We start from the raw sequence: 24,676 nt of genomic DNA, 5'->3' as shown, positions 1-24,676 counted from the left end.
TCTCCTTTCCTGTCCTTTCGTGCGCATGCACCGGTAAACGGTCCTTGACGCTGGCAGTGATGACAGCCGTCCGCTAGCATTGTCTTCCTTCAGCTTTCTCTTCCAGACACGGCAGCATGTCATGACGTATCAGGTACTTGCCCGTAAATATCGCCCCCGCACCTTTGCCGAACTGGTCGGCCAGGAGCATGTATCCCGGGCGCTGACCCACGCGCTGGATCAGGACCGGCTGCACCATGCCTACCTGTTCAGCGGCACGCGCGGCTGCGGCAAGACCACGATTGCCCGGATTCTGGCCAAATGCCTGAACTGCGAGCAGGGCGTCAGCGCGCAGCCCTGCGGCGTCTGTGACAGTTGCCGCGAGATCGCCGAGAACCGCTTTGTTGACCTGATTGAAGTGGATGCGGCCAGCCGCACCAAGGTGGAAGATACCCGCGAGCTGCTGGACAACGTGCAGTACGCGCCGACACGGGGCCGTTACAAGGTCTACCTGATCGACGAAGTCCACATGCTCTCGGCGCACAGCTTCAATGCGTTGCTCAAGACCCTGGAAGAGCCGCCGCCCCACGTCAAATTCCTGCTCGCCACGACCGATCCGCAGAAGCTGCCGGTGACCATCCTGTCCCGGTGTCTGCAATTCAATCTCAAGGCGTTGCCCGCAGAGCGCATTGCCACGCACCTGCAGGCACTGCTCGAGCGCGAGATGATTCCCTTCGAGGCACCCGCGCTGTTGCAGATCGGGCGTGCTGCCCGGGGCTCCATGCGCGACGCGCTCAGCCTGACCGACCAGGCTATCGCCTTCAGCGGCGAACAGCTCAACGAGGTCAGCGTCGGGCAGATGCTGGGCAATGTGGACCGCGCCCATGTGATGACGCTGCTGCGCGCGCTGGCAGATGGCGCTTCCCGGACAGTGCTGGAAGCCCTGGATACCGTGGCGGAACAGAGCCCGGACGAGCTGTCGCTGCTGGACGAAATCATCAGCACTCTGCACCGGCTGGCGGTGGCCCAGGCCGTGCCGGCTCGTGAGCAGGATGCTGGCATAGGCGAGTTGGCCGCGCAGTTTCAGGCGGAGCAGCTGCAACTCTTTTACGATGTCGCCGTGCGCGGCCGCCGGGATCTGGCGGATGTGCCAGACGCGCGTGCTGGCCTGGAAATGGTGCTGCTGCGCATGCTGTTGTTCCGCCCGGAGGGCGTGCTGGCCGACGGCGCGGGAGCGCAACCGGCAAAAAAGCCCTCTGAGCCGGCGCCAGGCAGCGCAGCGCCGGCTCAGGGCAGCGCCGCCAACCCGACCGACCTGCAAGCCATGCTGGCACCGGCAGGCGTGACGGCGCCTCCAGCGCCGCCCGCCGCGACCGCCGTGGCCGACGACGGCCCGCCCTGGGCGACCGATGACGCCCCTGCGCCGCCGCGAGCTGCGCCGCTTCAACCTGCACCGCAGGCGCTGCAATCCGGGGTTCAGCAATCTGAGCCCCTCCAATCTGACACCGGGCAAGCGGTGCCGCAGCAGCCCGAGACGCAGCTCGCACCTGCGCAGCAAGCCGACGCGCCGCAAGCCGAGACGCCACAACCTGAAACACCGCAGCCTGAAACATCGCAGCTAGAGGCGCAGTCGCCCGCGACGCGCAGCAGCAAGGACCCCGCAGCCTGGTGGGCACAGCTGGTGGAGCGTCTGGACGTGGAAGGCGTGGTCCGCAATCTGGCCCGCAACTGCGTCCTGACCGGCCGGACCGACAATCGCTGGCACATGGCGCTGCGCTCTGGGCATCAGGTACTGGCCAGCCGTGAGCGTATCGCGGCGCTGGAGGCCAGTGTCAGCGACTATCTGGGTCGCCCGGTGACACTGGATATCCAGGTGGATGACGGCGCCAGCGACACGCCCGATGAGCTGGCCGCCCGGCGTCACCAGAAACGACTCGATGAGGCCCGTCAGGCCCTGACAACCGATGCGACGGTGTGTCAGCTGATCACCACCTTCAGTGCCCGGTTGGAGGATTCCTCCATTGAGCCCCCGGCGGTGCAGGAATAATCCATCCCCATCAGGAGAACCCCATGGATTTCGATATGAACAACCTCATGCAGCAGGCGCAGGCCATGCAAGAGCGCATGAAGAAGATGCAGGACGAAGTGGCGAAAGCCGAAGTCACCGGCGAAGCGGGCGCGGGCATGGTCAAGGTGACCATGAATGGCCGCCACGACGTGCGCAGTGTGGAGATCGATCCCTCGCTGATGAGCGAAGACAAGGAAATGCTGGAAGATCTGCTGGCCGCTGCCGTCAACGACGCGGTGCGCCGGGTCGAGGCCCAGCAACAGGAAAAGATGTCAGGTCTGACTGCCGGGATGCCGATGCCCCCCGGCTTCAAACTGTTCTGAATCGCCTTTTGGAAACCCGGTTGCCATGAGACACAGCCCGCTGGTGCAGAATCTGATTACCGCCTTCACCTGCCTGCCCGGGGTGGGGCAGCGCTCCGCCCAGCGCATGGCCTACAGCCTGCTGGAGCGTAATCGCGAGGGCGGTCTGCAGCTCTCCGAGGCGCTGGAGGCGGCCATGCAGGGCGTCAGCCAGTGCCAGCGCTGCCGCAACTTCGCGGAAGACGTGCTGTGCCCGGTGTGTGCCGATGACCGGCGCGACCAGGCGCTGGTGTGTGTGGTGGCCTCGCCAGCGGACGTGCTCGCCATTGAGCACTCGGGGGAGTACCGGGGGCGCTATTTTGTGCTGATGGGGCACCTGTCGCCCATTGACGGCATCGGCCCGCGCCAGATCGGTCTGGACCTGCTCGAGCAGCAGATTCAGGCCGGTGAGATCAGCGAGATCATCCTGGCGACCGGCACCACGGTGGAGGGTGAAGCCACCGCGCACTACATTCTGGAGATGATCGCGGGAACATCGATCACCATCAGCCGTATCGCCCAGGGCGTGCCCATGGGCGGTGATCTCGAGTTCGTGGATGGTGCTACCCTGGCGCACGCCCTGCGCGGCAGGAGACCCCTGGAACGCTGATCGCCTGCCACTTCCTGTAGTGCCTGTCATATCCTGTCCTTGCGTACCAAGCGCTTGCTTGGTACGTTCTCCGCATTCCAACGGAGACCTCCATGAACGCTGATCTTGAGTACTTCAACGACACCCACCGCATGGTGCGTGAGTCCATGCGCCGCTTCGTCGAGCGCGAAATACTGCCGTTTGTCGACGAGTGGGAAGAGGCCGGGGAATTCCCGCGCGAGCTTTACAGCAAGGCCGCAGAAGCCGGCTTGCTGGGCATCGGCCACCCGGAGGCCTATGGCGGCGCCGGTGAGCACGATGTCTTCATGAAGATTGCCGCCTCTGAAGAACTGATGCGCAGCACCTCCGGCGGCCTGGTGGCCAGCCTGGGCTCCCATGACATCGGCCTGCCGCCGGTCTGGAAGTGGGGCAGTGAGGCACTGAAATCCCGCGTTGTGCCAGAAGTGTTGGCGGGCAACAAGATCGCGGCGCTGGCCATCACTGAGCCCGGTGGTGGTTCTGACGTGGCCAACCTGCGTACCCGCGCCGTGCGCGATGGCGACCACTATGTGGTCAATGGCAGCAAGACCTTCATCACCTCCGGCGTGCGTGCGGATTACTACACCGTGGCGGTGCGCACCGGCGAGCCGGGGTTCGGTGGCGTCAGCCTGCTGCTGATCGAGAAAGGCACCCCGGGTTTCACCGTGGGCCGCAAACTGAAAAAGATGGGTTGGTGGGCGAGTGACACCGCCGAACTGTTTTTCGAGGACTGCCGCGTTCCGGTGGAGAATCTGATCGGCCCGGAGAACGGTGGCTTCTTCTGCATCATGACCAATTTCCAGATGGAACGGCTGATGTTGTGCGTGATGGCCAACATGACGGCGCAGCTGGCGCTGGAAGAGGCCATCGCCTGGGCGAAGGAGCGCAAGGCATTCGGTCGTACGCTCAGCGGCTTCCAGGTGACCCGCCACAAGCTGGCGCAGATGGCGACCGATGTGGAAGTCAGCCGCGAGTTCACCTATCGGATCGGTGCACGCATTCAGGCCGGGGAAAACGTCATCAAGGAAATATCGATGGCGAAAAACTTCGCGACCAATGTGTCGGATCGGGTGACCTACGATGCAGTGCAGTTGTTTGGTGGTATGGGCTTCATGCGCGAGAGCAAGGTCGAGCGCTTGTACCGTGATAACCGCATTCTGGCGATTGGTGGCGGCACCTACGAGATCATGAACGAAGTGATTGCCAAACAGCTGGGGCTGTAAAAACCACTACGGGAGCAGGCAACGTGCCTGCTCCCGTAGCGTGTCATCTTTACTCTGCCAGGCTTATTCTACCGGATTGGTACACTCCCCACGGGAGTTATCAAAGCGACAGCGGACACGGCGTTGCAGTGTCAGCATTTCCGGGCTGTAGTGGCCGTCATCGCGCAACTGAATGCGCGCTTCCTGCATCATTTCTTCATACTCGCGCTGGTCCGCTTCCGGGATGTCGATAAACCATTTCTTGTCCACGGCGCTGGCTTCAGCGTTCAGTACGGCAAGAATATCGTCGAAGTTATCAAAGAAATATTCCCGTGACTTCTGAGCGATTTCCTGTGGCATACGATCGCTGCGGGCCACCAGCTGCAAGCTGATCTGTGCCAGCGGGAAGTCCACAATGCCGCCGTTGGGGCTCAGACCCCGATACAGCTCCAGCGCCGTGTAGGTCGCCAGCGGTGCGGCAATCACATCCACCACGCCATTGTTGAAGCGGTTGGAAAAATTGCTCAGGTCCGACAACACCGGCGTGGCGCCCATTTGCGATACCATCTGTGCCTGGGTGGGATCGTACTCAAGCACCGCGACGCGCTTGCCCGCCGCCTTGGCCAGGGTGTTGATCTCGCGGTCGTTGACGAACACATAGGCCGGGCCCGCAGGCGCCATGCCCATGATGGTATAGCTGTTGGCGGTCAGGTGCCCGGCGGTGCTGGGGTGTGCCATCACCTGCATGACCATGCGCAGATGCTCGAAGTCGGGAATGCCACCGACGGAATCCAGGGTGCCGGCATAGCGGTTGAAGTTGCGTGCCCGCATACCGGTCATCAGGCCCGCGTCGCAGACACCGGCCTGGAGGTCCTCAGCCACGATGGCCTCGTTGGTGTAGGGGATCAGTTCGACACGCAATCCCCAGGTGAGGGCATCCGTGCGCCAGTCGCGCATGGCCTGCATGATCGGTCCGGAGTTGCCGGCAATATCGAAGACACAAATCTTGCGGGTGATGGTGTCGCTCGCCCCGGCGGTCACACCGGTAACAGCCAGCGCCAACCCGGTCAGGGCAGAGAGCAGCTTGTTCATTACAAAGTCCTTGTTGTTGGATCGCGATGTCCGGACGAGTCGTAGCGTCGAGGCGTTCCGGCATCGGGGATGTATAGCACGCTTCGAGCATAGCCCCTTGCGTTCACACGGGCGAGTGCTGAAGTGACAGCAACTGATGGCGCCGGAGGCACATACGGTCAGGGTGCAGAGGGAGAGGGTTCGACTGCAGAGGGGGCCACTGGTGCTCCCGGCGGAGCCCAGTGGCCGTGTAGTGCGGTTTAAAGGCCGGCGTTACGCAGGCGATTGGCTTGCTGGCGGAACACGGTGACCGGGCTGGTTTCGAAGATATGCCGCAGGCCCAGCATATGGTTCACTTCATCCAGGTGATTCATGCGGTAATCGTCGCGGATCACATGCCCCAGGCGGCTGGAACAGCTGCTGACCAGGCCATCGTTCTTTTCCCCGAGGAAGACCACTGACAGCGCCGCCAGGAACGGGTCCGAGACGTCGAGCATGTTGGTGAGCGTGCGGCCGCCACTCCAGGAGTAGTAGCGTACCCCGTTGGGACCTACCGCGGCGCCATTGCCGCAGTAGCTGGTGGGCATGCCTTCGGGATGATCATTATTGAAACGCAGGGTTTCTGCTGTGGTAAGGGAGCGCAGTGCGGCGTTGATGTCCTGCTGCTGGCCGCCGCCGGAAATCAGATTGATGAGCCCGGCAAAGCTGTTGCCCAGCCCGGCGATGACGCTGCTGCTCAACGGGATATGGTCGGACACGCCCTGCAGGACGTCGGCCATGGGCGCCCCCCAGTTGACACCCGCCACCGAAGAAGCGGACGCCACCATGTGCGGATAGACGGATGCGACATAGCGGATGGTCGGGCCACCGTGGCTGTGGCCCATCAGGTTGACCTTGCTGGCGCCGGTAGCAGCCAGAATGTCCTCGACCTGACGTGCCAGCTGTTCACCGCGCACTTCCGTGCTGTTGGCGGCAGACACCTGGGCGACATAGACCCGGGCTCCGCTACGACGCAGCTCCTCGGGAATGCGGTAGAAGTAGTCCACGCCGACAACGCTGTCGAAACCGAACAGCCCGTGTACGAGAACGATCGGATGTTGCGTTTGCGTGTAACTGGCCGTGGCTTTGAAGGGGATCAGTACACTCATCACTGCCAGCAGCAGTGTGGTGGCGATCAAGGTACGCGATCTTGCAGCGCGAGTGCTGCGATTCAGTCCAGACATGCTTTTCTCCCTGTAACGCTTTTTTTCTGTTATTCATGCACCGTGTCGCAGTGACTGACCGGACCGATGCTTGTTGTCTGGCGTGGCTTTTGTTTATCGTTGTAGCGCGCAACGCCGTGGATTTGATAGCAATAGTGAGTGCGTGAAGACAACCGGTGTTTGTCCTTTTGTGACATGAAACGCCGCTTCTACGCCTTCTTTCCGACGGAAGGTTTAATTCACGAGTGTAGATAAAATCAGATGCGCTATAAAAACAGGAATAGCGTCATGCAGGTTATGTCGAGCGGTGACGACAAAGGAGAATTCGCGTGAGAAAAAGGTATTTCGGGTGGCCGGCAATCGCTGTGGCGGTGCTGGCCGGGGTGGCAATTGTTACTTTTTGGAATAGTGCTGACAAAGCAGCACCAGATAACACGGCACTGTCAGTCGCTGTGCAAGGCGGCGCGGGTGAAAAAGTAACGGTACCGGTAACAGCGGATCAGGATGCGGGTAACAACGCTCTCCAGCGTCGCGACATGGTGGGGAGCGATCAACGTTTTGAGCAATATCTGGCCGCCGCAGACGGCCTGGGGGCACTGCCGGCATCGCTGGATGGGACCGAGGTGGATGGCACGCTGCGTGTGGATGCCCGGGGCAACCTGTTGATCGAGAACGATGTCCGCCGCGTGTTTGATTACTTCCTGGCGACGCTGGGCGAAGAGGATCTGCAGACCATCCGCTCCCGGATTGCCGCGTACCTTGACGACACGTTGCCCCCGGCGGCGGCGCGCCAGGCCTGGGAATTGTTTGAGCGGTACGAGGCCTATGGCGAGGCGACGGAACAGATGCCCGGCCATGACGCGACCGTTGCTGGTATGACAGAGGTGCTCCTGCGCCAGCAGGATTTGCGGCAGGAATGGTTGGGGCAGGAGGTGGCCGAGGCGTTCTTTGGCTTTGACGATGCCTATGATCATCACACCCTGGCTCGCATGCGCGTTGCCCAGGACCCGGCTCTGTCCGATGCCGAGCGGGCGCAGCGTCTGGCGGACCTGGAGGCCAGCCTGCCCGAGCCCCTCAGGGCCGTGCGTGAGCGCGCCAACCTGCCGGTGTCGGTCAGCCAGGAGGTGGCCATGCTGCGCGAGCAGGGTGCCTCGGAGCATGAGATACGTGCCTACCGGGAGCAGAATCTCGGGCCAGCCGCAGCACAACGGCTGGAAGAACTTGATCGTCAACGCGCGGAATGGGACCAGCGTTACAGTGCCTATCGTGCCCAGCACGCAGAGATTGCCACGAGCGGCTTGTCCGAGGCAGATCGGGCGCGTGAAATTGACAGGTTGAGGCAGGCACTATTTGACGAGACAGAGCTGCGCCGGGTGCAGGCGCTGGATCGTTCTGGGCAATAACGTTTTGTTGCCGCGCCTGTGTCGCCCCGCCTGGACGGCGGGGCAACCGTATTTACCGCACCGATCCGTTACAGCCCGGCATTCTTGAGGCGGTTGGCCTGCTGGCGATACACCGTGAGAGGGTCAGTGCCAAACCAGGCTGTCAGCCCCAGTGACTGATTGACCTCATCGAAGTGGTTCTGGTTGTAGTCGGTGCGCAGTACCCGTCCGAGATGGGAGGAACAGGCAGCGACCAGCCCGTCATTGGGCTCATCGAACGCGCTGCTGGTGGCGAGTACCAGATAGTCGAACGGATCGAGGGCATTGGTATAGATGCCGGTGCCGCTCCAGGAGTAGTAGCGTACCCCGTTGCTGCCGACTTCCTGGCCCTGGCCGCAATATTCTGTGGGCATACCTTCGGGGTAGAGTGCATTGAAGGCGAGGGAGCCATCCGTGCTCAGGTCGTGAATGCTGGCATCCAGATCCTGAGGCAGCCCGCTACCACCGCTGGCCCAGCTGATCATGGTGGCGAAGGCTTCGCCGATGGCTTTGACAAAGGGCCCCGCGTCGGTGTCCTGCACCGATTCGATGTAGAGGTCGGCGACCGGGGTGCCCCAGTTGACGCCCGCCACACTGCTGACAGAAGCCACCATCTGCGGGTACACCGACGCCACATAGCGCGCGGTGGGACCGCCATGGCTATGGCCGATGATATTGACCTGTGTGGCGCCTGACGCGGCAATAATATCCTCTATCTGACGCGCGGCCTGCTCGCCACGCACTTCCGTGCTGTTCAGTGCGGACACTTGCAGCGTATAGACCTCTGCGCCGCTGCGAGAGAGCTCTTCGGCGACCTTGTAGAAATAGTCCACGCCGAGCACGTCATCAAAACCGAACATGCCGTGCAATAGCACAATGGGATGTTGTGTCTGGGTATAGGTATCCAGGCCGAAAAGGCGTTCCCAGAAGCTGCTTGCTTGCGCGTTGATGCTGCTGAGGGCCATCACGCACAACAACGATGCTGTGATGAGTCTTCTGTGTAATGTCATTGTCCTGTTCCTTGTTATCCGTATTGTATCGTCGGGGTTGTCGGTTGAAGCATTCACCATGCTAGAGATACAGGGATAAAACGGGAGTCGGTTAAATTCCGCATATTCTGAAAAATATGATTCGTAGTAAAAGGTGGGTGGGTCTTTTCTAAACAAAAAAATATGACGTCCAGGACAAAAAAATAAAAAGTGATATCGCCGTGATATCACTTTTCATTACTTTTTGAATTGCTTTTTGAATTACTTTTGAGGAGTGCCGTACTCTGGAGACGACTTATGGGCTTTCAGTCTCTGCGAGGCGGCGAGCACGGCCCGGCGATGTGCCTGTCCAGGCCCGGAATGCCTTGGTGAAGCTGGCCTGATCGCTGTAGCCCAGCTTTTCCGCAATGTCGGCAATGCTGAGTCGCCCTTCGGCGAGATACTGTCGGGCCAGTCGTGCGCGCACTTCATTGCGCAGATCGCTGAACTGAATGCCGGCATCGCGAAGATGCCGGCTTATGGTGCGGCCGGTGCTGCCCAGGCTTTCTGCGATGCGATCCAGGGTGCAATTGCGGCCGGGAGACTGCTCGATATGCCGGCGTATGCGCGTGACAATCTGCATGCCCGCCGTGCTGCTGGCCTGGCGCTTTGCGGGCAGGTGACTCGGCAGCTGCATCGAGCGCGTACTCTGGGGACGGGCCACCATCAACGCATTGTGCTTTTCTCCGAAATGCACCTCGCACCCGAGCAGCTGCTCAAAGGTGCTCTGCAGGTGTGGTGCGCGCTGTTGCATGTGCACCTGATGGCAACGTGTCATGGATGAGGCGATGCGGCACATGCTGCCGAGATAGGTATCAATGATGAATTGGCGCGAGCGTCCCAGTGGCCAGATATCTTCCAGAGAGATGATGGCGTAAGGCCCATGGCTGCTGATATTCAACCCCATCAATGGACTGCGGGCATTGAGGAACTGTATCGATTTGCAGGTCAGATGCCCGGGATTCTGTACGTTGAGCAGGGAGAAGGCCTGCAGACCATGAGCAGACAGATCCAGCTCCAGCCCGTAACGCAGGCCCAGCGTCTCCTGTTGCGTATGTTGCTGTGAGAGGTCCAGCAAACGGAAGTACTGACGTACAGAAATGTAGGCTTCCGGGTTGTCCAGCGTCGCCTCCTCCAGCTGGCATTCTGCCAGCATCCGGGCGCGCGAATCCGCATTTTGGTACGCCAGTCTCGTAAGTATACGCGCGTACACAACGGGTACTAACGGCGCCTCTGCTAACAGTGATGTATTGAATTTCATCCTGCTATTTCCCTTTTATTATTGCTTTTATAAGACGTGTGACGTCTATCACAAAAAATGATGCAAAGCGTATCCGCCCAAAAATTTAGTGAATATTTGTACACATAACGGCGCCTTCAGACAATAAGAACTACGCCTTAGGGCTGTCACGAATAGACAACAAACTGGCGGTCACTGTCCTTCTGTTGTGGCACGTCCTTCTCCTAAGGTGGCTGTCCCTTTGAAGGCTTCAGAATCAAGGCAGGCTACAAGATGAATTCAAACAATAAACTCGTCACCGAACGTCAGGTCACTGCGCATTATCGCCCATTGGCAAAAGTCACGCCGGTGGACATCCAGCAGATGTACGGCATTTTCAGAAAGTACTATGCCAATACCTCGCTGGAGGTTTTTCTTGCGGATATGAGCAAGAAAACAGGTTTGTTTCTGATTCGCTGCCGGGACAGCAGACGTATCGTCGGCTTCTCAACGGTTGCCAGCTTGCGACTTGATAATGGCGGCAAGACGGTACGCGGTGTGTTCAGCGGCGACACCATTATCGAAAAGGAATACTGGGGATCACGTGCGTTGCAAAAGCAGTTTTTCCTGTTCATGTTGCGAGAACGCGTGCTGCACCCCTTTACGCCGTTATTCTGGTTGTTGATCTCCAAGGGTTATAAGACTTATCTGCTGCTGGCCAACAACTTCTTCCGTTACCACCCCCATCCAGACGGTGACTACGGTCATTACGAGCCATTGGTACGGCAGTACTGCGACACCCTGTTCCCCGGCGCCTATGACGGCGAGCGTCACTTGCTGGATTTCGGCGACAGCTATCAGAAGCTGCGTGATGATGTGGCGGATATCACGGCGGATATGCGTGAGGGGTATCCGAAGATTGATTTCTTCCAGACCCGCAATCCGACCTGGCGCGAGGGCACCGAGTTGCCCTGTATCGGCCAGGCGGGGTATGTGGACCTGCTGCGCTATGTATTTCGCTTTTTCGGCAAGCGCATGCGCGGCAAGCCGGTCATCAACAATGCCATTGAGAAGACCTCCGAAGAGGTGATCAACGGTGCCAGCGAGGCGGCATCGGGGCAGGGCACATCATGACCCGCGCGCAGCGTGTTGCACATCGCGTCGGGCATGGCCTGTTGCGCACGGTCGTTGCCGGTTCCGGGCGGCGCTTTGCCAACGACAGTCACGCACTCGAGGCTGTCCAGCGGCGCAAGCTGGCCGAGTTGCTGAACCATGTGGCCCAGGCGAAGCGCGATCCGGTCCTGCCTGACGTGGACCCCTTCTGGTCCTGGGAAGCCTTCAGTGAGGCACTGCCGCCGACGGATTATCCCTACTGGCGCCAACCCATCGAACGTCAGCGCAGCTTTATGGAGGGGGCACTGGTTGGCTCGCCGGTGATGCGTTACCAGCCCACCAGCGGTTCGACGTCAGAGATCAAGTGGCTGCCTTATACCGATCTTTTCCTCAAGCAGCTCAACGGCGCCATCGGCCCCTGGTTGTATGACCTGTATCGCACTTACCCGCGGATGCGCCGGGGGTCTCATTACTGGTCGGTGTCCTGGTTGCCCGACGAGATGCGGACCCGTGCGAACGCTCACATCAATGACGATATGAAGCTGCTGTCATTCGGGCGTCGGTTGCTGGCGTCGTTGACGCAGTCCGTGCCCGAATCCGTTTCGCTGGCGCCGCGTTCCGACGATGCGCAGTTCGCCACGCTGGTATATCTGTTGGCAGACAGCAGTCTGGCCGTGCTGTCCGTGTGGAGCCCGAGCTTTCTGCTCACGTTGTTTGAACGCATGACAGAGTGGCGTGATGAGCTGGTGGCCGTGTTGCAGCGGGGCGACTGGGGCCGACGTCAGACCAACCTGCAGGCGCTGCCCTGTCCGCGCTCACCGCGCGCCGCCGACATTCTGAAAACGTGGGACGGCCGCATGGCGCCCGGCCTGTTTGCCACGCTCTGGCCTGGCCTGGCACTGGTCAGCGCCTGGGATACCGCAGCCTCTGCACCCTGGGCGCAATCGCTGCAAGCGTTGCTGCCCCATGCGGATTTTCAGGGCAAGGGGCTCTGGGCCACCGAGGGCGTCGTCACCATTCCCTGGCAGGGGAAGACGCCGTTGGCGTACCAGAGTCATGTTTACGAGTTCGAGGATATGGACAGCGGCGAGATTCTGCCGCCCTGGTCTCTGCAGGAAGGGCAGGAAGTACAACCGCTGATTTCCACCGGTGCGGGGCTGCTGCGTTATCGCATGAATGACCGGATGCGCGTCTCCGGCCATATCAACAGCGTGCCCTGTTTCACGTTTCTGGGGCGTAATGATGGCACCGATCTGGTGGGTGAAAAAATCGGGGCTGTCTTCGCCCAGACCGTAGTCGATGGGTTGCCATTGGGCGGCGCGCTGAAGCCGGTGACCCTGCTGGCCGCACGCCACAGCAGCGATGCCGGGCAGCCGGGCTACATCCTGTTGCTGGAATCCGGTATCGGCGCGGTGCCGTCATCGTTGCTGGACACTATTGCCCGGGCGCTGGAAGCCGAACTGTCCGAACAGTTTCATTACCGGCTTGCCCGCAGCCTGGGCCAGCTGTGCCCGGCGCGGGTGGTGTGTCGTCAGGATATGCGTGAGTTCTATCTGGATATGTGCCGGCAGCAGGGGATGATCGAGGGCAATATCAAGATCGAATCATTGCGACACTGGCCAGGTACATTGCCGGGCGTGTTACGCGAACTCGCGACAGAAAAAAACAGTAACAGTAGCGAGGCCGGTGGCGCATGCGTTGTCTGATTCGTCCCGCCACGGCGGAGGATGATCCGGCTATTCGCGCATTGCTGCGCGCGACGTTCCAGCCGGGCATGGTGCCGCTGAATTTCGAACGGGAGCCCAGTTATTTTCATGGCAGCGCGGTGGCTTGCGGCGAGCAGGATGTCTGGATCGCCTGTGATCGTGACAGCCAGCATGAAGCCCTGGCGCTGTTCAATATGGGCAGCCGTGAGGTCTATGTTAACGGCACGCCGGTGCGCTTGCGCTACGCCCATGATCTGCGACTGGCGCCGGAGGTGCGTGGATCACGTCTGCTGATACAGCTGTTCCGCCAGGCGCGTCAGCAGATTTACCCGGGCGAGTGGCTGCATACCGTTATCCTCAGCGACAACACCGTGTCATTGCAGACGGTAGGCAGCGGCCGTGCCGGGATGCCGCATTATTATCCCCACGGCGAGATTGGCACCCACATGCTGTTTGCACCGCCACGGCGGCGGGCAGGGCATCGCATCACCCGTGCCACCGAAGGCGATTTGCCGCAGATGCGCGAGTGGCTGCGTGAGCAGGGCCCGCGCCGTCATTTCTTTCCGGTATACCGCCTGGACAGTCTGTTGAGTGGTGACCCGTATTATCGCGGCCTGCAACTCAGCGACTTTTTCCTTGCCTGGCGAGGGCAGCAACTGGTGGGCATGGCCGGCACCTGGAATCAGAAACCCTTCAAGCAGACGCGCGTGCTGGCCTACCCCATGGGGCTGTCCTGGTTGCGCCATGCCTACAACCTGCACAGCCGCGTGCGCGGCGGCCTTACGTTGCCGCCCGCCGGTGGCACGCTGGATTATCTGCTGCTGCACACCATGCTGATCGAGAACGATGATCCGGCCATTCTGGATGCACTGCTGCAGCAGATCCTGGCGGAGCAGCGTGGTGCCGTCAGCGTTGGCATGTTCAGCGACGATCCGCTGGCAGATGCCGTGCAGGGTTATCGGCGCCAGACCCTGCGCAGCCAGCATTTTCTCATCAGTTATGAAGACAATCCTGCAGCGGAACTGGATTGCCGCTTGCCTTACGTGGAGATCGCCCGCCTGTGAGCCAATCCATGCCCGATGTTGCCGTACCGTGGTTCCGTGCCCGTACATCCCAGGGCGTCAGTAACCGGATATGCATCGCCTGTATCGAACCGGAGGCCGCGCCGGACAACGTGGCGCGCTGGTATACCGTCTCTCACCAGGAGGTGGATGGCATTGGCGCCATGCAGCGCCTGTGTCGCGAGTTCGGCATAAAAGTCATCAACAGCCCGGCGCCTCGAGAGACGGTCATTCCGGGTTTTTTCCGCCTGCTTCGCCAGCGCCAGCGCCAGCCCACAGAGCCCGTCTTGTTACCCCGGTGGCGCGCGCCAACCGTCACCGGGGCGCAAGCGGGTGACGACGGTGACCGGTTGCCCCCCGCCGTATCCAGCGCGCTGTTTACGACCGCGCAGACCCTCGCACTGACCGTGCATGCGCAGGAACGGGGTGTGTCTCTGGCGACGCTGGTGTTCTGGGCCCTGCATCGCATGGTCATGAGTGAACTGGCGGAAGGCGAGGGGGGCCGCTGGTTGTACCCGGTCAATCTGCGCGGCGCCCTGAATCTGGGTGACGATGAGCGGAACCATGTGGGCGGCTTTTATCTGCCCCTGCGTCGAGATGTTACACCCGAGCAGATACAGCGCACGCTGCGTCAGCGTTTGCGGCGCGCCGATCACTGGTGGATGTGGCATCAGGCGCGCTATGCCTGCTGGCTGGGGCAGCCGCTGATCAATCGTCTGTACCGCAACATCCTGACGCGCCCGGGCCATCTGGGTTCGTTCAGTAGCCTGGGCGAGTGGCAGCTGGATTTCCAGGGCAGCAGGTTACCGCCTGGCACACGCATCGCACCCTGCGGCCCTGGCAGTCCGAACCATCCGGTCGCCAACGGCGTGCTGGTGTGTAATGGCGAGTTGATCATGAGCCTGCGTCTGGATCCGGTGCTGGGTCGCAGTGACGCCGAGCGCGATGCCTGTATGGCGCGCTGGCGTGACGAGTTGTTGTCCTTGCTGGCGCCCTCGGGCGGCACAGTGGTCCCGGACTCTGGTGTCCTGGAGCCTGGTGTCGCGGAGTCTGTGCGATGAGCCCGGTGAGCGATGGTCGTAAATCTTCCCTGTTGTTGATCGGCATTGGCGTGGTCCTGGCCGTGGTGTTGTGGCTGCTGTATCAGCGCCCGGTTGCATCAGAAGTACAGGCGCCCCGGGAGCGCGCTGTGGCGGTGGATGTCATCACGCTGGTGCGTGCCGGAGACGGCCGCGGGATGCGCCTGCCGATCAGTGCCAGCGGCGTGGTGCGCCCGGCACAACAGGTGGCGCTGGTAGCGCGGGTCAGCGGCACGGTGCTGGAGGCGCATGACAGCTTCCGTGACGGCGGTGTGGTGGCCGAGTCTGCGCTATTGCTGACACTGGACCCGGAGCCTTACCAGCTGGCGCTTGCCCGGCAACGCCACGACACCAGTGCTGCCCGGTTGCACCTGGCAGAAACCAGCGCGCGGGCACAGGTGGCGCGGCGTACCAACAGTGATCAGGCGTCGGACTATGCACGCCTGGTGCCGCATATGGAGGAGGCGCGCGGCCGTCTCGCCGCCGCAGAAGCCGGTTTGCGCAGTGCCCAGCGCGAACTGGAGGAGACACGTATCACGGCGCCGTTTGCCGGGCGTCTGAAAGAGGTGTTGGTGCAGCCCGGCCAGTATGTCAACGCGGGCGAGCGCGTGGCGACGCTCTACACCACGGACCGCATGGAGGTGCGTTTGCCGGTGCGCGACGACGCGCTGGCATTGATTGATATGCCACTGACTGGCGACATCGGTGAGGTGGCGCCGGCGGTGGTGTTGCGGGGCCGTTTTGGCGGCCAGACGCATCAGTGGCCGGGCCGTATTGTGCGGCGCGAGGGTGGCCTCAGTGAAAACCGCATGATCTATCTGGTGGCCCGGGTGGACGACGCCCTGGCCGGTGCAGTGCCGCTGGAGCCGGGCATGCTGGTGGATGCCACTATTCAGGGGCGCGGCGGGCCAGACCTGTTGCGGCTGCCCGCCTCGGTGCTCTCGGGCAACCAGCATGTCTGGCGCGTGGACGAGGACGAACGGCTGCGCCGCATCGCCGTGACGCCGGTATATCAGAATGCAGAGCATGTCTGGGTGGCGTCCCGTGCTGCGGGCGAGTACGCGGATGGGGTGCTTGCCGAAGGCGACCGTATCGCCCTGAGTGGCAGCCAGCGCTGGCTTGAGGGTACCCGGGTAGAGGCGCGTCCTTTCGGCAGCCGCCTGCACGCAGAGCGCGCCCGCGCGGACGGTCCTTCTGGCGGTCCTGATGACGGCCCTGATGAAGAGCCCCGCCAGTGAACGGGGGAATGATCGGGTGGTTCGTCGCGCGGCCCGCCGTGGCCAATCTGCTGATGCTGGTCTTGCTGGTGGCCGGTGTGCTGGCCATGGGCAAGACCCGTCAGGAGACCCTGCCGAACGTGCCGCTGGATCGGCTGGGTATCACCGTCACTTTTGCCCAGGCTGCGCCGGAACGGGTTGAAGCACTGGTCTGCATGCCGCTGGAAAATGCCCTGTATGGCATTGAAGGCCTGTCGCAGATGGTTACCGAAGCGCGGGAAGGGCTGTGCTCGATTACCGTGGATATCGAGCAGGGCTACCAGACCCGGATAGTCCTGGAGCAGGTGCGCACAGCGCTGGATGGCATGACCCGCCTGCCGGCCAATGCCAGCCGCCCGCGCGTGCAGGAACTGATCGTGCGTAACCGTGTGGCGCGTCTGGTGCTGACCGGTGATCTGGATGCCATGGGCCTGTACCGGCTGGCGCGACAGGTGCGTGCTGATCTGCTCGCCAGCGAGGCAATTTCGGTGGTGGATATCGAGAGCCTGCCGGACCGTGAGCTGGCACTGGATGTGCGGGCTGCCGATTTGCGTCGGCATGGCATGTCACTGGCGGATATGGCCATGGCATTAAGCAGCGGCACGGACTCGGTGGCTGGCGGCGTGCTGCACAGTGATCAGGGCGACCTGTTGCTGGAAACCGGGCAGCGGCCGGATACCGTGGCGGATTATCTGGCCATGCCGTTGCGACAGAGCGGGCACGGTGATGTGCTGCGGCTCGGCGATGTGGCGCGAGCCGGCGACGGATTTGCCCGCCAGCCCATGCGTGCCTGGCTGGATGGCCAGCCTGCGGTGGCGCTGGATGTCTACCGTGTCGGGCGCCAGCAGGTACTCGAAGTGGCGGACGCCATCGAGGCGTATCGGGTGGGGCGTGCCTGGCCGCCGGGCGTCGCCGTGACGCTGTGGCAGGACGATGCGGAGGCGTTCCGCACCCGCTCTGAGATGCTCTGGCGCAATGCGTTGGTGGCGCTCTCGGTGCTGGCGTTGATACTGACCTTTGCCCTGGGGCTGGGGCTGGCGCGCTGGATCGCCCTGGGCATTCCTGTGGCGATGATTGGCGCCTGTATCGTGATGCCGGTGCTGGGCGAATCCTTCAATACCATTTCATTGTTTGCCTTCATTCTGGTGCTGGGCATCGTTGTGGACGACGCCATCATCGTGGGCGAAAGCGTGCATCATCAGCGGCGCCTGGGGTATCGCGGACAGGAAGCGGCCCTGCGCGGCGCACGCGCCGTAGCGCGCCCGGTCTGCTACGCGGTGCTGACGACGGCGCTGGCCTTTTCGCCGTTGTTGTTCTTGCCCGGCGCAGAAGGCGCCTTGATGCGCGTGGTGCCGATTGTGGCGATCAGCATTCTGGTGCTGTCGTTGCTGGAATCCCTGTGGATACTGCCGGCACATCTGGCCAGCATTCCCGACCGCCCGGGGCGTCTGGTGGCGGCCTCGGATCGTCTCAGCGAACGCTTCAACCGGTTCCTGGATGGCGTGCTCGGCCGGGTCTATCGTCCTGCGATGGCGCATCTGCTGCGCTGGCGTTATCCGGTGGTGACGGCTTTCGTCGGCATGATGGCGATCACCGCCGCGTTGCTGCACAACGGCTGGGTTAATACGGTGCTGTTCTCCGAGGTCGAGGCCGACCATGTGCTGGCGGAAGTCGTATTTCCCCAGGGCACGCCCGTGTCGCGTATCGAAGAAGAGCTGGCGCGCCTGGAAGCCTCGGCGGCGCAGTTGTCGCGCTCACTGGAAGCCGAGTGGGGGACACGAGTGATTGATCGCCGTCTGGCCGAACAGGGTTTTCGCGAAAAAATTTCCAACGCGGCTGATCCGGATGCGGCGCAACGGATGCGTGTCAGCCTGCGTCTTGCTGAGGGCAGCCCGCTGGATGCCAGCACCGTGTCAGCGCTGTGGCGCGGCCAGCACGGTGCCATTGCTGATGCGTTGTCGACACGTTTTGATGCCAACATGGTGCAGACCCGACCGGATGTGCATATCAATCTGTATCACGAAGATACCGCCGTGCTGGATGACATGGCTGCGGCACTGGCGGATACACTGCGCCGCCTGAGCGGCGTCCATGAGGTGACCAACAGCCTCAACGCGCGCCGCAGCCAGGTGGATATCGCACTGACGCCGGCGGCCCGCCATGCCGGTCTGACCGAGGAGACCCTCGGCCGGCAGATACGCGAAGCGATACACGGCATCGAAGTGGACCGCATGCCCGAGCAGGACACGGAGGTGCCGGTCATGCTGCGGCTGGCGATTCAGGACACCGACTCCCTCTGGCGCCTGGCGCAAATGCCGGTGCAGTTGCCCGGTGGCGACTGGGCGCCCCTGTCAGTGATGGCGACCCTGACCGCCCGCGATGCCCCGGCGACTTACGGCCGGTACGATCGCCGCCGCAATGCGACGCTCACCGCCTTCGTTGATAACCGGGTCAGCTCTCCCGGTGCGGTCATGGCCACGTTGCGCAGCAGTATGCTCGATGCGCTTTCCGAGGCGTACCCGGGCGCCTCCTGGGGCATCGCGGGCAAGCCCAAAGCCATCAACGCCTTCATGGATCATCTGGGCTATACCTACACCCTGGCGCTGATCGCCATGTTCTTTGTGCTCACCGTGCTGTTCGGCACCTGGTCGCAACCCTTGTTGGTCATGAGTGTGATTCCCTTCGGCCTGGTCGGCGCCGTGGCGGGGCATCTGCTGCTGGGGCTGGACATGACGCTGTGGTCGATCATCGGTGTGATTGCCGTGAGCGGGGTGGTGGTCAATGACAACCTGGTGCTGATTGATGAGGTGAACCGTTTGCGCCGCGAGCAAGTGCCGTTGCACGAGGCCGTCGTGTCCGCTGGCGCGGCGCGCTTCCGGCCGATCATGCTGACCACCGTGACGACGTTTCTCGGCGTGGGCCCGCTGTTGCTGGAAGGGCGTGCCGAGGCCGCCTTCCTGGTGCCCATGGCGGTGTCACTGGCCTTCGGGGTGTTGTTTGCGACGCTGGTCAGTCTGGTGTTGGTGCCGGTGCTGATGTGCGCGGGCGCGGATATCCGTCAATGGTGGGGCCAGCATCGCGGCGAGCCGGTGCGCGATGTGGAGGCGGCCTATCGGCAGGGCAGAGAGGCCGCAGGTTGGGTGCGTAACCCGCATAGCGATCCGGTGCTTCAGGCGGCGTGGGATGCGGGGCGGGATGATCGGTTTGGGGGGGAGGGCGCGTCTTAGGGGGCCGGGTGGGGGCTGCTTGTGCGGAACGGTGCGCTTCGCCGTGCTCAGCACACCCTACGGGTGCTACGGGGTCGCGTAGGGTGTGCTGAGCACGGCGAAGCGCACCGTCTCTCTCGGTCTCGCTCCGCGCTTTTTTAAAACCTCAATGCTCGCCTTTCCCCTGATTCGCCACCGCCGCTGCCGCTTTTTCCGCCGCATCGGCATCGCCCAGGTAACCACTGCGAATCGGCTTCAGGTCATCATCCAGCTCATATACCAGCGGAATACCGGTAGGGATATTGAGCTTCAGAATCTCTTCTTCCGAGACATTGTCCAGGTGCTTTACCAGCGCCCGCAGGCTGTTGCCGTGGGCCACGATCAGCACTTGCTTGCCAGCACGAATCTGCGGTGCGATTTCAGCATCGAAGTAAGGCACGAAGCGATCCACCGTGTCTTTCAGGCTTTCGCTCAACGGAATCTGCGCTTCCGTCAGGTCCTGGTAGACCCGCTGGCGGCCCGCGTAGCGTTCGTCGTCGCGGTCCATTTTCGGTGGCGGTGTGTCGTAGCTGCGGCGCCAGATCAGCACCTGTTCGTCACCGTATTTCTGTGCCGTCTCGGCCTTGTTCAGGCCTTGCAGTGCGCCGTAATGCCGTTCATTGAGGCGCCAGTTACGGATTACCGGAATCCACATCTGGTCCATGCCATCAAGGATGGTCCACAGGGTACGGATGGCTCGTTTCAGCACCGATGTGTAGGCCACATCAAATTCAAAACCGGCTTCCTGCAGCAGCTCTGCCGCCCGGGCGGCTTCGGCGCGCCCCTGGTCGGTCAGGTCGACATCCTTCCAGCCGGTGAAACGGTTGTCCTTGTTCCAGGTGCTCTGGCCATGGCGAACCAGCACGAGTTTTGTGGTCATCGTGAATCCCTGTGGTGGGTCAATTTTCGGGGGCGTAAGGGTAGCAGGAAGCGTGTCCTGGTGTCAGTCCCTAGTCCACCGGGATCGCCCATTGACCGATACGGTCGCTGCCCAGCGAGCCCAGATACAGCATGCCCGCATGCTCGGTGGCCGACGTGATTTCATAGAGCATCTCACCGTCGGGGTCCCGGGGCGCCATGCGGATCTCGCCGTCCCGGTCCAGCAGCAGCACCATGCCGTAATGCTCCGGGGCAGGCTGCATCCAGGACGGCAAGCGCGCCGTCAGGTTACGCAGGCGCGGGGAGTGGCTGATGCTGTCCAGCTGCGGATTGCGGCGGCTGGGGATGGCCACCCAGTAACCGCTGCCGTCGGGACGTGTAGAAATATTGTCGGGGAAGCCCGGCAGATTGCTGGCGAAAATATCATGCTGCCCGGCGCGCTCACCGCTGAGCCAGTAGCGGGTAATCTGATAACGGGCCGTCTCGGTAACCAGCAGATAATCCTGCTCCGCAGACAGTGTGACGCCATTGGCAAAGTACAGGCCGTCCAGCAGCACCCGGGTTTCGCCGCTGTCCGGATCAAATGCCAGCAAGCGCCCGTTGGCGCGGCCCTCGATCAGATCAAGCTGGTAATCCGCCAGACCGAAGCGGGTCGAGGCATCGCTGAAGTAAATGGTGCCGTCGGCGGCCACAGCCACGTCATCCGCGAACAGAATCGGCGTGCCGTCGACACTGCTGGTGAGCACCTCGATCTCGCCACCCATATCGACCCGGATCAGACCGAGGTCAGCATCGGCGACCACCAGCCTGCCACCGGCGTCGAAATCCATGCCCAGCGGCCGGCCGCCGGTATGGGTCAGTGTCTCCACCCGCGCGTCCGGGCTGATGCGCACAATGCGGCCGTCGGCGGTGCCGCTGTACAGATTGCCTTCAGTGTCGATGGCAATGTCTTCCGGGCCGGACACCGCGCCCAGAGCCAGCAACGTGGCCTGCCGCAGATCGGTGTTTTCGGCGAGTATGCCGGTGTCTTCCGGCGGCGTGGGCGGCGTCCAGCCCACGGCATCCACCGGACCGGGTCGGGTCAGCAACAAGCCGCTGATCAGCAGGGCTACTGCGATGACAATCAGTATCTTCAGTGCGCGCACACCGTCTCTCCTGTTTTTATGTCTGTTCCTGGGACAGTCCCGAGTATAGGGCTTTTGCTCGCCCGCGACAGGTCGGTGGCGGGTATGCAGCAGGGCATGGCAATGGCCGCCAATCAGCCCGCTACGGCAAGGCTCGCAGCTCACCCCGCCGGGCCCGTATAATGCCCCCCAATCCGAATACAAGGAACAGCATGAGCTATCGCTGGATCGACCAAAACCCGCCGTTGGCGGATCTCGCTGCCCGATTACCCGCTGATCAGCCCCTGTACCTGGACACGGAATTCATGCGTGAGCGCACCTTCTGGCCGCAGCTGGCGCTGGTGCAGGTCAATACGGCCCCCGAGGCTGCGCCAGCCGGGATGGCCGACCAGGGCGGCGAACACATCTGGTTGATCGACACGCCAGCGCTGGATGACCCCGGCGCGCTGCGCGAACTGCTGGCGCAGCGCACCCTGGTGATGCACGCCTGCTCGGAAGATATCGAGGCGTTGAAAGTGTTCACCGGCGAGACACCGGCGCGCATCCGCGACACCCAGATCGCGGCGGCGCTCACTGGCTTTGATTTACAGTGCAGTTATCAGCGCCTGGTGCGCGAACTGACCGGCACCGAGCTGGCCAAGGACGCTACGCGCACCGACTGGCTGCGTCGCCCCCTGAGCGAAAGCCAGCTGTCCTATGCCCGTGACGATGTGGTGTGGTTGCCGCAGATGACGCAGATTCTCACTGAGCGGCTCACAGCATTGGGGCGTCTGGGCTGGTGGGAGGAAGAGTGCGACCGCCTGTTGCGCAACGCGGTGGCGGACGTGGACCCGGCGCTGAGCTGGCGCCAGGTCAAGGGCGCCGGCAATCTGGAAGGTGTGGCGCTGGCGCGCCTGGTGACACTGGCACAGTGGCGCGATGCGATGGCGCGGGAGCGGGATCTGCCCCGGGGCTTCGTTGTGCGTGACCCGGCATTATTAGCCTTGGCTCAAGCCGGGCCGACCACCCGCGAGCAATTGGCCGGGCTGGATCTGCATCCCTCGCTGGTGCGCCGTGATGGCGATACCCTGCTGGCACTGCTGCGTGAGGGCGAGCAACAGACGCCGCCGGCAGCGCTGCCGGGGCCGCCCGATCCGGCGCAACGACAGTTGATCAAACGGCTGCGTGCCCGGGTGGCAGAGATCGGCAAGGACATGGGGCTGGAGCCTGAAATATTGATGCGCCGCCGCTGGCTCGAGGCCATGGTGCGCGAACCCGGCAGTGTGCCGGAACCCCTGACCGGCTGGCGGCATGAGCCCATTGCCCGCCCGCTGCTGGAGATGTTGTCGTGACGCAGCACCTGTTCTGTTCCATCTATCGCAGTAGCCGACAGGATGGCATGTACCTGTTCGTGAACAAGCAGCAGGGGCTCAAGGTGGTGCCGGACGCATTGATGACGCGTTTTGGCACGCCGCGCCATGTCTCTGACATGCTGCTCAAGCCGGGCCGCCGGCTGGCGCGCGTGGATGCCGAAAAAGTGCGCGAGGCGCTGCTGGATCAGGGCTGGTTCCTGCAGATGCCGCCACCACCGGATGAAGACCTGTATCTGGCCGCCGGGCACAAGCGCGGCCCGGGGGCAGCATGACTGACACGCTGCGCGAGCGTTTCTGGGAGCGTTACCCGCTGGCGGAACTGAACCCGCAGGAATGGGAAGCTCTGTGTGACGGCTGTGGCCGGTGCTGCCTGTTGAAGCTCCAGGACGAAGACACCGATGAAATGTATTACACCCGCCTGGCCTGTCGTGAGCTGGATATTCAGGCCTGTCGCTGTCGGCATTATGCCGACCGTGCGACCCGTGTGCCGGGTTGTCTGCAGGTGACCCCGACGGTGGCCGCCTACGACTGGCTGCCGGCCACCTGCGCCTACCGGCGCCTGGCGCACGGTGAGACATTGGCCAGTTGGCACCCGCTGATCAGCGGTGACCCGGAGTCTGTCCATCGGGCGGGTGTCTCGGTGCGTGATCAGGTGATCAGCGAGGAAGGCATTGCCGAAGACGATTATGAGGACCATGTGGTGCATTGGGTTAACTGAGTGGCACTCTGATATCATCAATGACGGATATCATCGGTAACGGATATCATTTGCAGCACGCGTGATGGTGCTCACAAGCAGGAGAGACGTATCGTGTCACAGGATGGGTACATGATGGCCTGGCTGGCCTATTCCGGCGCTGCGCTGGTCATACTGGCTGTTATCTGGTGGCTCACCGCCACCTGGCGTTTGTGGCTCAAGGCGCCGTTGCGGGCGTTGCTGATCGCGCTGCTGTTTACGCCCTGGCTGGTGTCCAGTGAAACGGAAAGTCTGGCTCCGGCCTGGGTCATCATGTTGTTCGACAGCCTGATACAGGCGGATGCCGAACCCATGCGCGCCGGTGGGCCCTTGCTGGCCGCCTGTGTGCTGGCTCTTGTGTTGGCTGCGGCATTCGTCGCTGTGCGTCGGCGCTTCTCATGAGCGACTGCATCTTCTGCGACATTCTTGCCGGCAGCGCGCCGGCGAGCGTGATTTACGAAGACGACTTCGCCCTGGTGATTCTCGATCTGTTCCCGGTCCGGGAAGGGCATGCGCTGGTGATTCCGCGACAGCACGTGGCGTTCGTCGAGGAGCTGGATGCGGGCGTTGCCGCGCACATGATGCGCCTGGCTCAGGCGACCATTGCCGCGCAGAAATCGGCAGGCATGACGATCAAGGGCCACAATCTGGTGATCAACGACGGCAAGGCCGCCAACCAGCACGTTCCCCATGTACATCTGCACGTTATTCCCCGGCGCGGCGGCGATACCCTGGCGATGATGTTCGGTTGGGCCACCCGCATGATGAATATCTTCGGCCTGGCGGCCCGCCGCGATCGGCTCGATCGGTTGGCGGGGCTACTGCGCGAGCGGTTCGTGCCGCCTGAGGGGTGAGTGGGGGTGGCAGGGCTTTGATCGTCCGGATCGGTGCGCTTCGCTGCGCTCAGCACACCCTACGCCCCCCCCCCTAGGGTGTGGGGTGGCCCTCGCACCGCCCCCCCCCCCC

22 protein-coding genes are annotated in these 24,676 nt (G+C 62.4%); 16 read left to right on the top strand and 6 right to left on the bottom strand.

The window, feature by feature from the left end; genetic code table 11:
- The first annotated feature begins 121 nt into the window (after positions 1-121).
- The 4 genes from dnaX to K8B33_RS03765 all read left to right on the top strand — a co-directional run bounded on the left by dnaX (position 122) and on the right by K8B33_RS03765 (position 4,239).
- Positions 122-2,026, top strand: a complete 1,905-nt coding sequence (gene dnaX / locus K8B33_RS03780) for a DNA polymerase III subunit gamma/tau (protein WP_223423478.1) — start codon at positions 122-124, stop codon at positions 2,024-2,026.
- A 23-nt stretch (positions 2,027-2,049) separates the two neighbouring features.
- Positions 2,050-2,370, top strand: coding sequence for a YbaB/EbfC family nucleoid-associated protein (locus K8B33_RS03775; protein WP_223423475.1), 321 nt, complete (start codon positions 2,050-2,052; stop codon positions 2,368-2,370).
- 25 nt (positions 2,371-2,395) lie between these two features.
- Positions 2,396-2,998 carry a recombination mediator RecR gene (gene recR / locus K8B33_RS03770; protein WP_223423472.1) on the top strand — a complete coding sequence of 201 codons (603 nt, stop codon included), beginning with the start codon at positions 2,396-2,398 and terminating at the stop codon, positions 2,996-2,998.
- Between the two features lie 92 nt (positions 2,999-3,090).
- Positions 3,091-4,239, top strand: a complete 1,149-nt coding sequence (locus tag K8B33_RS03765) for an acyl-CoA dehydrogenase family protein (RefSeq protein ID WP_223423469.1) — start codon at positions 3,091-3,093, stop codon at positions 4,237-4,239.
- 63 nt (positions 4,240-4,302) lie between these two features.
- Here K8B33_RS03765 and K8B33_RS03760 read toward each other — a convergent pair whose 3' ends face one another.
- Together K8B33_RS03760 and K8B33_RS03755 are read right to left on the bottom strand one after the other, a co-directional pair.
- Positions 4,303-5,310: a putative solute-binding protein gene (locus K8B33_RS03760; protein ID WP_223423467.1), complete on the bottom strand. Its 1,008-nt coding sequence runs from the start codon at positions 5,308-5,310 to the stop codon at positions 4,303-4,305.
- Positions 5,311-5,549: 239 nt separating this feature from the next.
- Positions 5,550-6,512, bottom strand: coding sequence for an esterase/lipase family protein (locus K8B33_RS03755; RefSeq protein WP_223423465.1), 963 nt, complete (start codon positions 6,510-6,512; stop codon positions 5,550-5,552).
- A 308-nt stretch (positions 6,513-6,820) separates the two neighbouring features.
- Between K8B33_RS03755 and K8B33_RS03750 the strand changes: the two genes are divergently transcribed.
- The gene (locus tag K8B33_RS03750) at positions 6,821-7,894 is read left to right on the top strand and encodes a lipase secretion chaperone (protein WP_223423463.1); all 1,074 of its coding nucleotides are present in this window, start codon (positions 6,821-6,823) and stop codon (positions 7,892-7,894) included.
- A 68-nt stretch (positions 7,895-7,962) separates the two neighbouring features.
- Here the strand turns inward: K8B33_RS03750 and K8B33_RS03745 are convergent, their stop codons facing one another.
- Entirely contained in the window at positions 7,963-8,922 is a 960-nt protein-coding gene (locus K8B33_RS03745; protein ID WP_223423460.1) for an esterase/lipase family protein, read from the bottom strand.
- Positions 8,923-9,196: 274 nt separating this feature from the next.
- Complete coding sequence (locus K8B33_RS03740; protein WP_223423458.1) at positions 9,197-10,096, bottom strand: AraC family transcriptional regulator; 900 nt, start codon at positions 10,094-10,096, stop codon at positions 9,197-9,199.
- Positions 10,097-10,453: 357 nt separating this feature from the next.
- On the opposite strand from K8B33_RS03740, the gene K8B33_RS03735 reads away from it, so the two are divergent.
- The 6 genes from K8B33_RS03735 to K8B33_RS03710 are packed head-to-tail and all read left to right on the top strand — an operon-like array spanning position 10,454 to position 19,601.
- On the top strand, positions 10,454-11,293 hold the full coding sequence (locus K8B33_RS03735) for a hypothetical protein (protein ID WP_223423455.1): 840 nt from the start codon (positions 10,454-10,456) through the stop codon (positions 11,291-11,293).
- Positions 11,290-12,978, top strand: a complete 1,689-nt coding sequence (locus K8B33_RS03730; protein ID WP_223423452.1) for a GH3 family domain-containing protein — start codon at positions 11,290-11,292, stop codon at positions 12,976-12,978. The genes K8B33_RS03735 and K8B33_RS03730 overlap by 4 nt, the downstream gene beginning before the upstream one ends.
- Entirely contained in the window at positions 12,966-14,042 is a 1,077-nt protein-coding gene (locus K8B33_RS03725; protein WP_223423450.1) for a GNAT family N-acetyltransferase, read from the top strand. Before K8B33_RS03730 ends, K8B33_RS03725 begins: the two co-directional genes overlap by 13 nt.
- A gap of 8 nt (positions 14,043-14,050) precedes the next feature.
- The gene (locus K8B33_RS03720; RefSeq protein ID WP_223423447.1) at positions 14,051-15,100 is read left to right on the top strand and encodes a hypothetical protein; all 1,050 of its coding nucleotides are present in this window, start codon (positions 14,051-14,053) and stop codon (positions 15,098-15,100) included.
- On the top strand, positions 15,097-16,356 hold the full coding sequence (locus K8B33_RS03715) for an efflux RND transporter periplasmic adaptor subunit (protein ID WP_223423445.1): 1,260 nt from the start codon (positions 15,097-15,099) through the stop codon (positions 16,354-16,356). The genes K8B33_RS03720 and K8B33_RS03715 overlap by 4 nt, the downstream gene beginning before the upstream one ends.
- Before the next feature lie 8 nt (positions 16,357-16,364).
- The gene (locus tag K8B33_RS03710; RefSeq protein ID WP_223423442.1) at positions 16,365-19,601 is read left to right on the top strand and encodes an efflux RND transporter permease subunit; all 3,237 of its coding nucleotides are present in this window, start codon (positions 16,365-16,367) and stop codon (positions 19,599-19,601) included.
- 145 nt (positions 19,602-19,746) lie between these two features.
- Here the strand turns inward: K8B33_RS03710 and gpmA are convergent, their stop codons facing one another.
- Positions 19,747-20,499, bottom strand: a complete 753-nt coding sequence (gene gpmA / locus K8B33_RS03705; RefSeq protein ID WP_223423439.1) for a 2,3-diphosphoglycerate-dependent phosphoglycerate mutase — start codon at positions 20,497-20,499, stop codon at positions 19,747-19,749.
- A gap of 70 nt (positions 20,500-20,569) precedes the next feature.
- Positions 20,570-21,643, bottom strand: a complete 1,074-nt coding sequence (locus K8B33_RS03700) for an SMP-30/gluconolactonase/LRE family protein (RefSeq protein ID WP_223423437.1) — start codon at positions 21,641-21,643, stop codon at positions 20,570-20,572.
- Positions 21,644-21,834: 191 nt separating this feature from the next.
- On the opposite strand from K8B33_RS03700, the gene rnd reads away from it, so the two are divergent.
- From rnd to K8B33_RS03675, 5 genes are all read left to right on the top strand, one after another.
- Complete coding sequence (gene rnd / locus K8B33_RS03695; protein ID WP_223423435.1) at positions 21,835-22,953, top strand: ribonuclease D; 1,119 nt, start codon at positions 21,835-21,837, stop codon at positions 22,951-22,953.
- Complete coding sequence (locus K8B33_RS03690) at positions 22,950-23,246, top strand: YcgL domain-containing protein (RefSeq protein WP_223423432.1); 297 nt, start codon at positions 22,950-22,952, stop codon at positions 23,244-23,246. Before rnd ends, K8B33_RS03690 begins: the two co-directional genes overlap by 4 nt.
- Positions 23,243-23,692 (top strand): YcgN family cysteine cluster protein, encoded by a 450-nt coding sequence (locus tag K8B33_RS03685; RefSeq protein WP_223423430.1) that lies wholly within the window; start codon positions 23,243-23,245, stop codon positions 23,690-23,692. The genes K8B33_RS03690 and K8B33_RS03685 overlap by 4 nt, the downstream gene beginning before the upstream one ends.
- A 93-nt stretch (positions 23,693-23,785) precedes the next feature.
- Complete coding sequence (locus K8B33_RS03680; RefSeq protein WP_223423428.1) at positions 23,786-24,112, top strand: hypothetical protein; 327 nt, start codon at positions 23,786-23,788, stop codon at positions 24,110-24,112.
- Entirely contained in the window at positions 24,109-24,564 is a 456-nt protein-coding gene (locus K8B33_RS03675; protein WP_223423426.1) for an HIT family protein, read from the top strand. Before K8B33_RS03680 ends, K8B33_RS03675 begins: the two co-directional genes overlap by 4 nt.
- The last annotated feature ends 112 nt before the right edge of the window (positions 24,565-24,676 follow it).

Origin of the sequence: Alcanivorax limicola, assembly GCF_019931215.1 — a bacterium.
Lineage (GTDB): Bacteria > Pseudomonadota > Gammaproteobacteria > Pseudomonadales > Alcanivoracaceae > Isoalcanivorax > Isoalcanivorax limicola.
The sequence above is the reverse complement of the archived record's forward strand: the minus strand, read 5'-3'. Positions and strand labels throughout refer to the sequence as shown.